Source organism: Streptomyces sp. V3I7 (genome assembly GCF_030817495.1).
GTDB lineage: Bacteria > Actinomycetota > Actinomycetes > Streptomycetales > Streptomycetaceae > Streptomyces.
In genome coordinates, this window is record NZ_JAUSZK010000001.1 from 868069 (window position 1) to 880208 (window position 12140).

Here is a 12140-nt window from a genome sequence, read left to right on the forward strand (position 1 = left end):
CTGTTCACCTCGTCACGCCAACCATCCGAACCGTCAGGCGTCCCCGTACGCCTCTCCGCCCAGCTCGAACCTCGCCGTCCCCGCCGTCGCGTCCGCCAGCCATGCGCGGAAGGCGTCGACGTCCGCGTCCGGGAGGCCGATCTCGAGGGTGACCGCCTCGCCGTAGCGGACGTCCCGCACGTCGCGTCCCGTGGCGTGCAGGTCGTTCTGGATCTTGCCCGCGCGCTGGTGGTCGACGGTGACCGTGGCCAGCCGGAACCGGCGGCGGGTGAGCGTGCCGAGCGCGTCCAGGGCCTCGCCGACGGCTCCGCCGTACGCCCGGATGAGGCCGCCGGCACCGAGCTTCACGCCGCCGTAGTAGCGGGTGACGACGGCGACGACGTACCGCATGTCGCGGCGCAGCAGCATCTGGAGCATCGGGACGCCGGCGGTGCCGCCCGGTTCGCCGTCGTCGCTTGCCTTCTGGACCGACGCGTCGGCGCCGATGACGTAGGCCCAGCAGTTGTGCGTGGCGTCGGCGTGCTCCTTGCGGATCCGTGCGATGAAGTCCTGGGCCTCCTGCTCGGTGGCCGCGGGGGCGAGCGCGCACAGGAAGCGGGAGCGGTTGATCTCGGTCTCGTGCACGCCCGCGTGGGCGACGGTGCGGTACTCGTCCTGCATCAGGTCAGCCTAAGCGGACGTCAGCGGTCGCCCGGCGCCGAGGTACGGGTCACGATGTGGTGGACGTTCGCGCCCACCGCGCCCGAGAAGGGCCGGTGGGGCCGTCGTACGACACGCTGCCGTCGTCCCCGAGGAGGCAGGACCGAATGACGGGCGCCCGGGCGGAGAGCAAGCATGGCCGTCGGTGAGCAGGCGCGCACCGGGCCGCACCGCTCCCGCTGGCGGTCGTGGCTCCTGGAGGGGCTGAGCGAGCAGACGGCCCAGCACCCGGGCCCGCACCGCACCCCGCCGCCCGAACAGAAGGGCCACCGGTGGTGGCGCGTGATGTGCCTGACGGGCGTCGACTACTTCTCGACGCTCGGCTACCAGCCCGGCATCGCGGCCCTCGCGGCCGGGCTGCTGTCCCCGCTGGCCACGCTCGTGCTGATCGGGCTCACGCTGCTGGGCGCGCTGCCGGTGTACCGGCGGGTGGCGAGCGAGAGCCCGCACGGCGAGGGGTCGATCGCGATGCTGGAACGGCTGCTGCCGTGGTGGTCGGCCAAGGTCCTCGTCCTGGTGCTGCTGGGCTTCGCGGCGACCGACTTCATCATCACGATCACCCTGTCCTCCGCGGACGCGGCGGCCCACGTGGTCGAGAACCCCTTCGCGCCGCCCTGGATTCGGGGCGGCAACGAGTGGATCACGCTCGTGCTGCTGGGACTGCTCGGCGCCGTCTTCCTCAAGGGGTTCAAGGAGGCCATCGGCATCGCCGTGGTGCTGGTGACGCTGTATCTGCTCCTGAACGTCGTCGTGCTCGCCGCCTCCGCCTGGGCGGTGTTCCACCACACGGTCCGGATCGACGACTGGGTGCACGCCCTGACGGTCGGCTACTCCTCGCCGCTGGCGATGGTCGGCGTGGCGCTGCTGGTGTTCCCGAAACTGGCCCTCGGCATGTCCGGGTTCGAGACGGGCGTGGCCGTGATGCCGCAGATCAAGGGCGCCCCGACGGACACGTACGAGAAACCGGCGAACCGGATCCGGGACACCCGCAAGCTGCTCACCACGGCCGCGCTGATCATGAGCTGTCTGCTCCTGCTGTCCAGCCTGGCGACGACGCTGCTCATCCCGCAGGACGACTTCAGGAGCGGCGGCCCGGCCAACGGGCGCGCGCTCGCCTATCTGGCGCACCAGCTCCTCGGCGAGGCCTTCGGCACGGTGTACGACGTCTCGACGATCACGATCCTGTGGTTCGCGGGGGCGTCCGCGCTCGCCGGGCTGCTGAACCTCGTCCCCCGCTACCTCCCCGGCTACGGCATGGCCCCGGAGTGGACCCGGGCGGTGCGTCCGCTGGTGCTGGTCTTCCTGGTGGCGGCCGTGCTGATCACGCTGTGGTTCCACGCGAGCGTGGACGAGCAGAGCGGCGCGTACGCGACCGGCGTGCTGGTGCTGATGCTGTCGGCGTCATTCGCCTGCACGGTGGCGGTGCACAAGCGGGGGCACCGCTGGGCCACGGCCGGCTTCGGGGCGATCACCGCGGTGTTCGCGTACACGCTCGTCGCGAACGTCGTCGAGCGGCCGGACGGCATCAAGATCGCGTCGATCTTCATCGTGACGATCCTGCTGACGTCGCTGGGCTCACGCGTGCACCGCGCCTTCGAGCTGCGGGCCTCCGACGTCGTCTTCGACGAGGCGGCGCTGCGGATCATCGACGAGGCCGCGCGGTACGGCCCGCTCCAGCTGATCGCGAACGAGCCGGAGGAGCACAGCAAGCGGGAGTACCAGGACAAGGTGCGCGACCAGCTCCGGCACACCCTCATCCCGGAGGGCGCCCCGTTGATCATCCTGGAGGTCTTCGTGCGGGACTCCTCGGACTTCACCACCGAGATCACCGTGCGCGGCGACCAGAAGCACGAGGTGCGGCGGCTGCGGGCGAGGGGGCCGACGGTGCCGAACACCATCGCGGCCGTCCTGCTGGCCATCCGCGACCGCACCGGCGAGACACCGCACGTCTACTTCAACTGGACGGAGGGCGGCCCCATCAGCCACCTGATCCGCTTCCTGATCTTCGGCGAGGGCGAGGTCGCACCGGTCACCCGCGAGGTGCTGCGCCGGGCCGAGCGCGATCCGGAGCGGCGGCCGTGGGTGCACGTGGGCTGAGTGAGGCACGGGCAGGCGGCGGCCGTGGGTGCACGTGGGCTCAGTAAGGCACGGGCAGGCGGCGGCCGTGGGTGCACGTGGGCTCAGTAAGGCACGGGATAGGGGGCTGACGCCCGGGCGCTACTTCTTCCGTCCCCGTGGCACGGTGAGGGACGTCAGCAGCGCCGTGCCCGGGGCGAGCGCCGGCCAGTCGGGGCCGTGCCAGGCCAGGACGGCGATCGCGGAGGTCGGGAACTTGGTACGGACGGCGCCGAGCGCGTCGTCCAGGCTGTCCCCGGCCAGGGTCAGCACCAGGTCCTCCAGTCCGGGGTTGTGCCCGACGAGCAGCAGCGTCTCGACCTCCGGCGGCACCTCGTGGACGACGCCCAGCAGATCCCCTACGCCGGCCGCGTACAGCCGCTCGTCGAAGCGCACCGGCGGCGGGGTGCCCCACTGGGCGGCGGCCAGCTCCCAGGTCTGGCGGGCGCGGACGGCGGTGGAGCACAGGGCGAGGTCGGGCAGGGAGTCGGCCTCGGCGAGGGCCCGGCCGGCGGCGGGCGCGTCCCGGCGGCCGCGCCCGGCCAGGGGCCGCAGCGGATCGGCCACGCCTTCGGGCCGCGCGGACTTGGCGTGCCGCAGGACCACGAGCCGCCGCAGCGGGCCCGCTCCCGCGCGGGCGCTCACGCGGGGCTCCCGGCACGGGCGGGCTCACCGGTTCGGATGGCGTGGAGTCGCTGCACGGGGCGAGCGTAGGCGGCCGGACGCCCCGGCACACAGACCCGTGCAGTTTTCCGTACGCCGTGGCGGCCCCGGCCGGGGAATGACGGCGCGGCGAAGCCGGTTGTGCGGCGGACGCAGTCACGCACGACAGCTCCCGCGGAGCCCCACAAGGCAGACGGGCGAGCGTAGGCGGACGGACACGCCCCGGGACACGGTCCCCGTGCCGTTTCCGGACCCGTTGCCGGCCCCGGCCGGGGGAATGACGGCGCGGCGAAGCCGGTTGTGCGGACGGCAGTCACGCACGACAGCTCCCGCGGAGCCCCAGGAGGCAGACGGTGTACGGCGACGAAGCGACGATCCGCAGGATCCTGACCGAGCTCGGTGACACCTGGGCGATCGTCGGACTGTCCTCGAACCGCGGGCGCGCGGCGTACGGCGTGGCCGGGGTGCTCCAGCGGTTCGGCAAGCGGATCGTGCCGGTGCACCCGAAGGCGGAGACGGTGCACGGCGAGCGCGGTTACGCCTCCCTCGCTCAGATCCCCTTCGAGGTGAACGTCGTGGACGTCTTCGTCAACAGCGCGCTGGCCGGGCCGGTGGCCGACGAGGCCGTGGCGCGGAACGCGCGCGCCGTCTGGTTCCAGCTCGGGGTCGTCGACGAGCGCGCGTACGAGCGGACCCGGGCGTCGGGGCTGGAGATGGTGATGGACCGGTGCCCGGCGATCGAGATCCCGCGGCTGAGCCGGGTGCGCTGAGCACTTCGTCCGCAGCTCTCCGCAGCTCGGGAGCCACCTATTGACTGGACATCGTCATACTGTGGGAGTGACGCACCCCCTTTCTCCCCACCCCACCGAACACCGTCCCGTCGTCATCGTCGGCGCCGGTCCCGCCGGGCTGGCCGTCGGCAACATCCTGCGGGCCGCGGGAGTCGACTGCGTGGTCCTCGAAGCCGAGAGCAGACGGTTCATCGAGACCCGGCCGAGAGCCGGCATCATCGAGCAGTGGGCCGTGCGCGAGCTCGAGCGGCGCGGCCTGGCGGACAACCTGCTGGAGCGCGCGGAGACGCACACCGAGTGCGAGTTCCGTTTCGACGGCGAGCGCTACCGGCTCTCCTACGGCGAGCTGACGGAGCTTCGGCACTACGTCTATCCGCAGCCGCTGCTGGTGACGGACCTGGTGCGGGAGTACGCCGACGTGCGGGGCGGCGACATCCGCTTCGGCGTGCGGGACGTAGCGCTGCACGACCTCGACACTCAGTGGCCGTCCGTGTCGTACGTGTGCCCCGGGACCGGGGAGCGCCGGGTGATCCGGTGCGATGCGGTCGCCGGCTGCGACGGGGCGCGCGGGGTGAGCCGGGACGCGCTGGAGCCGGGGCGGGCGCGGATCGCGCGGCACGACTACGGCATCGGCTGGCTGGCGCTGCTCGCCGAGGCGCCGCCGTCGTCCGACTGCGTGCTGTTCGGCGTCCATCCGCGCGGCTTCGCCGGGCACATGCCGCGCAGCCCCGAGGTCACCCGCTACTACCTCCAGTGCCCGCCCGGCGACGATCCGGAGAACTGGTCGGACGAGCGCGTGTGGGCCGAGCTGCGCGAGCGCCTCGGGGTCACGGAGGAACAGCCGCTGATCGAGGGTCGGTTGATCGAGAAGCGCGTGCTGGACATGCACAACTACGTGGTCGAGCCGATGGTGTTCGGCCGGCTCTTCCTGGCGGGCGACGCGGCCCATCTCACCGCGCCCATCGCGGCGAAGGGCATGAACCTCGCGCTGCACGATGCCTTCCTGCTCGGCGACGCGCTCGTCGCGTACCTCACGCGGGGCGACGAGAGCGGGCTGGACGGCTACTCGCGGGCGTGTCTGCGGCGGGTGTGGGACTACCAGGAGTTCTCGCAGTGGCTGTCCGACATCTACCACGGGGCCGCGTCAGGTGATCCGTTCCTCGCGGGCACCACGCTCGCCCGGCTGCGCCGGCTGTTCACCTCGCCGGCGGCCGCGTCGGCGTTCGCCGAGCAGTACCTCGGCTCGGCCGCCGGCTTCTGACGGACGCCGTGTCTCAGGCGACGCCGAGGCCCTCCAGGACGACGGCGCCGGGCAGTTCGGTGAAGGCCTTGCCCGGCACGAGCAGCTTGCCGCGCCTGCGTCCGCTGCCGACCAGGACGTAGGGCAGCTCGACGACGGCCGCGTCGACGAACAGGGGCCAGGAGTCCGGCAGTCCGAGCGGGGTGATGCCGCCGTACTCCATGCCGGTCTCGCCCGTCGCCGTCTCCATCGAGGCGAACGAGGCCTTGCGGGCGCCGAGTTGACGGCGGACGGCGCCGTTGACGTCGACGCGGGTGGTGGACAGCGCGAGACACGCGGCCAGCCGGGTCTCCCCGGCCCGCTTGCCCGCCACGACCACGCAGTTGGCGGACCGGTCGAGCAGGTCCTGGCCGTAGTGCTCCACGAAGACGGCGGTGTCGGCCCAGCGCGGATCGGTGTCGACGTACACGATCTGCTCGGCGGGGACGCTGCCGCGCCAGTGGCGGACGGCGTCGGCGACCGGGGCGATCAACTCGTCGACGCAGTCGGGAGCGGGGAGGGCGGTGTCGAAGTGGCCGAGGGGTGCGCGCATGGCCGCACGGTAACAGTGCGCCGGGGGCCGTTCAGCGCACCGGCGGGACGGACACGGTCATCACCATGTCCATCGGCACGTCGCCGCTGTTGCCGTACGTGTGCGGGGTGTTGGCCTCGAAGGAGGCGCTCGCGCCGGTCGGGACCTGGTACGCGACGCCGTCGACGGTGAGCGTCAGCTCCCCGGCCGTGACATGGACGAGCTCGACCGTGCCGGTGGGGTGCGGGTCGGAGGTGCTGCTCTCGCCGGGCATCAGGCGCCAGTCCCACATCTCCACCGGGCCGGGGGCCTCGGTGCCCGCGAGGAGCCGGTTGTAGCTGCCCGCGTCGGTGTGCCACAGCCGGACGGCCTGCTCGGCGGGGACGATACGGACCTGCGGGCCCTGTTCGTAGTCGAGCAGCGTGGTGATGCTGATGCCGAGCGCGTCGCCGATCTTGACCACCGTGCCGATGCTCGGGTTGGTCCGGGCCTGCTCGATCTGGATGAGCATGCCGCGGCTGACGCCCGCGCGGGCGGCCAGCACGTCCAGGGTGAAGCCGCGCTCGTTTCGCCAGCGCTTGACGTTGCGCGCCAGTGACTGGGTCAGCAGGTCGAGGTCCGACACGTTGAGTCCATTATTCTGAATGAGGGAGTCCATTGGGATGTACTACGATGTGGTGCACCCGATCGTTCACCGAACTGTACTGCGAGGCAGCCCGTGACAGCACTCTTCGCCCTGGCCACCAGCCTGCTCTGGGGCCTGGCCGACTTCGGCGGCGGTCTGCTGACCCGGCGCACCCCGGCCCTGACGGTGGTGGTCGTCTCGCAGGCCATAGCCGCGGCCGTGCTCGGCGCGATCATGCTGGCGACGGGCGGGCTGAGCGAGGCGGGACCGCAGCTGTGGTTCGCGTTCGCGGCGGGCCTGGTCGGGCCGATCGCCCTGCTCTCCTTCTACAAGGCGCTGGCCCTGGGCCCGATGGGCGTCGTCTCCCCGCTCGCCACGCTGAGCGTGGCCGTCCCGGTCGGCGTCGGCCTGTTCCTCGGCGAGCGCCCCGGTCTGCTCCAGGTCGCGGGGATCGCGGTCGCCGTCGGCGGAGTGGTCCTCGCGGGCGGACCGCAGCTGAAGGGGGCGCCGGTGCAGCGGCAGGCGATCCTGCTCACGCTGATCGCGGCCATGGGCTTCGGCACGGTGTTCGCTCTGATCGCCGAGGCCTCCAGCACGGTCACCGGACTCTTCCTCGCCCTGTTCGTGCAGCGGGTGACCAATGTGGCCGTGGGCGGCGCGGCGCTCTGCGCGGCGGTGCGGCGCGGCTCTTCCGCGCTCCCCGAGAGCGGCACCTTCCCCTGGGCCTCGCTCCCGGCCCTCGCCTTCGTCGGCCTCGCCGACGTCGCGGCCAACGGCACCTACTCGGTCGCCGCCCAGCACGGCCCGGTCACCGTGGCGGCGGTGCTCGCCTCGCTCTACCCGGTGGTGACCTCCCTCGCCGCCCGCGGCTTCCTGCGCGAGCGGCTCCGCGCCGTGCAGGCAGCAGGCGCCGGTCTCGCGCTGGTGGGAACGGTACTGCTGGCGACGGGCTGAACCTCTCCGTCATTCCCGCGCTGCCCGCACGGCGGGTCAAGGGCGCGCCCCCGGCCCAGCCCCTGATCAGCCACCGACGCGCGGAGAGAAACGGCCGCCGACACCTGTCACGCCCTCCCGGGACCGCCGACGGCGCCTCCCAGAACGGCGCGAACACGGACGCCGGCCTGCACCCTGGCCGGAACAGCACTGACGGCCAGGGGCTGACCGTCGGTCGCCCCGGGGCTGCCCGCGGCCCGGCGAGAACTGGCCACCGCGCCGCGCCCGCCCAGCCCCTGATCCCACCGGAGCCGGGAACGTTGCCTTCGACTGAGAGCGAGCCGGTTCCGGTTCCGGTTCAGCCCTCGGGCTCCAGTTCCGCGAGGCGCCCGGCGTCCTCCAGCTCCGCGAGCGCCCGCAGCTGTCCCGGTGTGACGTCGTCCGGGATCGGGACCGGAGCGGGGGTGCGCAGCGGGGGCTGCCAGCCCTCCTCGGGGGTCCAGCGGCGTACGACCCGGGCGGGGGCGCCCGCGACCACGGCGTGGTCGGGGACCGTGCCCCGGACCACGGCGCCGGCGGCCACGACCACGTTCCGGCCGATCCGCGCCCCCGGCAGGATCACCGCGCCCGTGCCGATCCAGCAGCCCGGACCGATCTCCACCGGCTCCATCCGCGGCCACTGCCTGCCGATGGGCTGGTGGGGGTCGTCGTACGAGTGGTTCGTGGACGTGACGTAGACGTACGGCCCGAAGTAGCAGTCGCGGCCGATGGTCACCGTCGTGTCGGCGATGACGTGGCTGCCGCGGCCGAGGACGACGCCGTCGCCGATGCGCAGGATCGGGTCGGGGCCCAGGTCGAGGTCGGGCATCAGACCTGCGGTCAGGGTGACCTGTTCGGCGATGATGCAGTAGGCGCCGAGGTGGATCCAGGGTTCGCCGAACACCGTGCCGAGCGGGAAGGCCAGCTTGGTGCCCTCGCCGATCGCCCCGAACCGAAAGCGTCCCGGCCGCTCGGCGGAGACGGTCCCCGCGCGCCGCGCCCAGGCCCAGCCGGCGTGCACGGCCCGCTGGGCGAGACGGCGCCGCCACGAGGCGAACGAGAACGTGTTCTTGGGCTTGGGCACCCGCTCACCGTACTCAGCGCCCGCCGTACCGATGCCGCCGGACCGCTGTGATCTTCGCCCCACCCGGTGGCGTACGGTGCGGGGGTACGTCGGACACGAGGAGACGGTGATGACGCGGCAGGCGCTGATCGTGGGCATAGGCGGCAGGGAACCCCGCATCGACGAGGAGGCGTTCGTGGCGCCGACGGCCTCCGTGATCGGCGACGTCACGCTGCTGCCGGGCGCCAGTGTCTGGTACGGCGCGGTCGTGCGCGGCGACGTCGAGCGGATCACCGTCGGGGCGGGCTCCAACGTGCAGGACAACGTCACGCTCCACGCCGACCCCGGCTTCCCGGTCACGATCGGCGAGCGGGTCTCCGTCGGCCACAACGCGGTCGTGCACGGGGCGACGGTCGAGGACGACTGCCTGGTCGGGATGGGCGCGACCGTCCTCAACGGCGCGATGATCGGGGCCGGATCGCTGGTCGCCGCGCAGGCGCTGGTCCCGCAGGGGATGGTCGTACCGCCCGGGTCGCTGGTCGCGGGCGTGCCCGCGAAGGTGCGCCGTGAGCTGTCGGAGGAGGAACGGCAGGGCCTCACCCTGAACGGCACCATGTACGCGGAGCTGGCCAAGGCGCACCACGAGGTGCACCAGTAGAGGGCCGTACGACGGTCCGTCCGGCGCCGGGGATCAGTCCCCGGCGGCCACGGGCTCCGGCTCGCGTCGCTGCGATTCGGCCTTCTTCGCCCGGCGCTTGAGCATCAGCAGGGACCCGGCGCCGATGAGCACGGCCACGGCGAGGCCCAGCCAGGAGAAGCGCTTGAGCCAGCCCTCGGCGACGATGCCGACGTAGTAGATGACCGCCGTGGTGCCCCCGGCCCAGACGATGCCGCCGAGGACGTTGGCGATCAGGAACTTCCAGTACGGCATGTGCAGCACGCCGGCGAGCGGGCCGGCGAAGATGCGCAGCAGGGCGACGAAGCGGCCGAAGAACACCGCCCACATGCCCCACTTCTCGAACGACCGCTCGGCGGTGGCGACATGGCCCTCATGGAAGTGCTTGGGGAACTTCGCGCCGAGCCACGCCAGCAGCGGCCGTCCGCCCTTGCGGCCGATGGCGTATCCGATGGAGTCGCCGACGACGGCACCGGCGGTCGCGCACGTGCCGAGGATCACAGGGTCGACGCCCGTGTTCTGCGAGGACAGCAGCGCCGCGGAGACCAGGACGATCTCCCCGGGCAGCGGGATGCCGAGGCTCTCCAGACCGATGACCAGGGCCACGACGGCGTAGACGGCCACCGCGGGCACGGTGTCGAGCCATTCCTGGACGTGCAACGCCGGTTCCTCCCCTGCTCGTGTCCCAGAGTTCCGAGGCATCGCCCGACGGGCGCGCTCGTAGGGAAGGCTACCTGCTGACCGGCGAAGCGCGCCGCGCCCGCACCCCGGCTGATCAGCCGGTAGGACCGGTCCCGCGGGTGCCCTGGTGCCCCCCGGCCGCCCCGTGGCCCGGTCCCCCAGCCGCCCCGTGGCCCGGTGGTCCGGCGGCCCGGTGCCTCGGCCGCCCCGTGGCCCGGTGGCACCGGTCGCCCTGTGGCCCAGTAGCCCGCTGCCCCGTGCCCGTGTCGCCGCCGGGTCCGCTGTGCCAGGCTGGCGGCCGACGCGTGGAAGGGGGGCGCCGGGATGGGCGGCCTGCTGTCGGAGCTCGGGAAGAAGCTGGCGGAGCGGTGGGTCTCGCTGCTCGTGCTGCCGGGCGCGCTCTATCTGGCCGTGGCGGTCGCGGCGCGTGCGCTCGGCCACGGCCACCCCTTCGATCCGGCCCGGCTCGCCGACCGGGTCGCGGCCTGGGCGGGTGCGCCCTGGGCGCGTGACGTGGGCGGGCAGGTGGTCGTCCTGCTGGCCGTGCTGGGCGGATCCGTGGTCGTGGGGCTCGCCGCCCAGGCCCTCGGTTCGCTGGTCGAACGGCTGTGGCTGGCCGCCGGCTGGCCGACCTGGCCGGTGCCGCTGCGCACTCTCGCCCGGCGCCGGGTCGCGGCCCGGCGCCGCCGCTGGGAGGCGGCCGCCCGGCGCTACCGCGCGCACCGGGAGGAGGCGGGCCGCGCCCGCGCCCTGGGGCGGGCCGTCGATCCGGCGGAGCGATGGGCTGCCCACGCGGGCATGACGCGCGTCTCCCCCGAGCGCCCGGCGCGGCCGACGTGGTGCGGTGACCGCGTCCAGGCCGTCGCCTTCCGGCTGGAACGCCATTACGGCCTCGATCTCGCCGTCGTGTGGCCCTCCTTGTGGCTGATCCTCCCGGACACCCCGCGCGCCGAGATCAACACGGCCCGCGAGACCCTCGCCCGCGCCACCGCCCTGTTCGCGTGGGCGCTGCTCTATCTGCCGCTGGCCGTGTTCTGGTGGCCGGCCGCGCTGATATCCGCCGTCCTCGCGCTCACCAGCAGGGTCCGTGCCCGGGCGGCGACCGAGACGTACGCCCTGCTTCTGGAGTCCGCGGTCCGGCTGCACACCGCCGACCTCGCCGGCCGGCTCGGAGTGGACCACAGCGGTCCGCCGACCCCCGAGCTCGGCACGGAGCTGAAGCGCCTGCTCGTCGCCAACCCCTCGCCCCCGCCTGCCGATTGAGCCCGGAGGGCGCCGTTGTGCTCGCCGGTGCCCGTGCGGCAGACTGCCGCACATGGCACGGGCGGAGAACCCTGGGACAGCGGACGGCCCCTCCGACGACAACCGCATCCTGCTGCTGGGCTACAAGCCCGACGGCCGCGTGATCGTCGCCCGCAACAACCCGGACCGCGCGGACTGCGTCGTCGTCCTGGTCCCCGGCATCGGCGCCCTGCGCGACCTCGACCGGCACCTGCACCGCGCCGAGGTGTTCTACCGCTCCCTCGCGTCCGCGCCGGACGACGACACGGTCTCGGTGATCACGTGGCTCGACTACGAGCCGCCAGGATCCGGGAGCGAGGCCCGTGACCCGGCGTCCGCGCTGCGGGGCGCGGGCGCGCTGGCGAGCTTCGTCGCCGGCGTCCACGTGACGCGGGAGTTCTCCGGGATGGCCTCGCCGCGCGCCCGGCTGACGGTCATCGGGCACGGGTACGGCGGGCTCGTGACCGGCTTCGCGGCGCGGGACCACGGTCTGGAGGCCGACGCGCTGGTCTTCCTCGGGTGCGCCTCGGCGGGGACGGAGACGGCCGGCGAGCTGCGCACGATGGCGCCCGTGTACGCCACGTCCCCCGAGATCAACGGCGACGGCACGCCGTACGGGGTGCACGGACCTCGGCCGGACTCCCCCGGGTTCGGTGCCCGGGTGCTTCACCCCGGCCCGCTGTCGCACGGGGACGACCCGACCGTCCGGTATCTGCCGTCGGTCAGGCGGATCGTGCTCGGGAGCGCCTGAGCCGGGTCACGC

The 12140-nt window shown here is 73.3% G+C and carries 13 protein-coding genes; 7 read left to right on the forward strand and 6 right to left on the reverse strand.

What is annotated here, in order from left to right:
• Nucleotides 1-33: 33 nt before the first annotated feature.
• Nucleotides 34-660, reverse strand: a complete 627-nt coding sequence (locus QFZ74_RS04165; RefSeq protein ID WP_307619418.1) for a YigZ family protein — start codon at nucleotides 658-660, stop codon at nucleotides 34-36.
• 174 nt (nucleotides 661-834) lie between these two features.
• On the opposite strand from QFZ74_RS04165, the gene QFZ74_RS04170 reads away from it, so the two are divergent.
• Complete coding sequence (locus QFZ74_RS04170; RefSeq protein WP_307619419.1) at nucleotides 835-2796, forward strand: amino acid transporter; 1962 nt, start codon at nucleotides 835-837, stop codon at nucleotides 2794-2796.
• 120 nt (nucleotides 2797-2916) lie between these two features.
• On the opposite strand, the gene QFZ74_RS04175 is transcribed toward QFZ74_RS04170, so the two are convergent.
• Entirely contained in the window at nucleotides 2917-3459 is a 543-nt protein-coding gene (locus QFZ74_RS04175) for a histidine phosphatase family protein (protein WP_307619420.1), read from the reverse strand.
• 371 nt (nucleotides 3460-3830) lie between these two features.
• Between QFZ74_RS04175 and QFZ74_RS04180 the strand changes: the two genes are divergently transcribed.
• Nucleotides 3831-4247, forward strand: coding sequence for a CoA-binding protein (locus QFZ74_RS04180; RefSeq protein ID WP_307619421.1), 417 nt, complete (start codon nucleotides 3831-3833; stop codon nucleotides 4245-4247).
• Between the two features lie 67 nt (nucleotides 4248-4314).
• Nucleotides 4315-5529: a 4-hydroxybenzoate 3-monooxygenase gene (locus QFZ74_RS04185; protein ID WP_307619422.1), complete on the forward strand. Its 1215-nt coding sequence runs from the start codon at nucleotides 4315-4317 to the stop codon at nucleotides 5527-5529.
• Nucleotides 5530-5542: 13 nt separating this feature from the next.
• Here the strand turns inward: QFZ74_RS04185 and QFZ74_RS04190 are convergent, their stop codons facing one another.
• On the reverse strand, nucleotides 5543-6100 hold the full coding sequence (locus QFZ74_RS04190; protein WP_307619423.1) for a YbaK/EbsC family protein: 558 nt from the start codon (nucleotides 6098-6100) through the stop codon (nucleotides 5543-5545).
• 31 nt (nucleotides 6101-6131) lie between these two features.
• Entirely contained in the window at nucleotides 6132-6704 is a 573-nt protein-coding gene (locus QFZ74_RS04195) for an XRE family transcriptional regulator (protein WP_307619424.1), read from the reverse strand.
• Nucleotides 6705-6797: 93 nt separating this feature from the next.
• Between QFZ74_RS04195 and QFZ74_RS04200 the strand changes: the two genes are divergently transcribed.
• Complete coding sequence (locus QFZ74_RS04200) at nucleotides 6798-7658, forward strand: DMT family transporter (RefSeq protein WP_307619425.1); 861 nt, start codon at nucleotides 6798-6800, stop codon at nucleotides 7656-7658.
• Between the two features lie 337 nt (nucleotides 7659-7995).
• On the opposite strand, the gene QFZ74_RS04205 is transcribed toward QFZ74_RS04200, so the two are convergent.
• Nucleotides 7996-8760, reverse strand: a complete 765-nt coding sequence (locus QFZ74_RS04205; protein WP_307619426.1) for an acyltransferase — start codon at nucleotides 8758-8760, stop codon at nucleotides 7996-7998.
• 109 nt (nucleotides 8761-8869) lie between these two features.
• Here QFZ74_RS04205 and QFZ74_RS04210 point away from each other — a divergent pair, with 109 nt between their 5' ends.
• Nucleotides 8870-9397, forward strand: a complete 528-nt coding sequence (locus QFZ74_RS04210) for a gamma carbonic anhydrase family protein (RefSeq protein WP_307619427.1) — start codon at nucleotides 8870-8872, stop codon at nucleotides 9395-9397.
• A gap of 33 nt (nucleotides 9398-9430) precedes the next feature.
• Here QFZ74_RS04210 and QFZ74_RS04215 read toward each other — a convergent pair whose 3' ends face one another.
• Nucleotides 9431-10075 (reverse strand): DedA family protein, encoded by a 645-nt coding sequence (locus QFZ74_RS04215; RefSeq protein ID WP_307619428.1) that lies wholly within the window; start codon nucleotides 10073-10075, stop codon nucleotides 9431-9433.
• 345 nt (nucleotides 10076-10420) lie between these two features.
• On the opposite strand from QFZ74_RS04215, the gene QFZ74_RS04220 reads away from it, so the two are divergent.
• Both QFZ74_RS04220 and QFZ74_RS04225 read left to right on the forward strand, forming a co-directional pair.
• Nucleotides 10421-11359 (forward strand): hypothetical protein, encoded by a 939-nt coding sequence (locus QFZ74_RS04220; protein ID WP_307619429.1) that lies wholly within the window; start codon nucleotides 10421-10423, stop codon nucleotides 11357-11359.
• A 52-nt stretch (nucleotides 11360-11411) separates the two neighbouring features.
• Complete coding sequence (locus QFZ74_RS04225; protein WP_307619430.1) at nucleotides 11412-12128, forward strand: alpha/beta hydrolase; 717 nt, start codon at nucleotides 11412-11414, stop codon at nucleotides 12126-12128.
• Nucleotides 12129-12140: the final 12 nt, after the last annotated feature.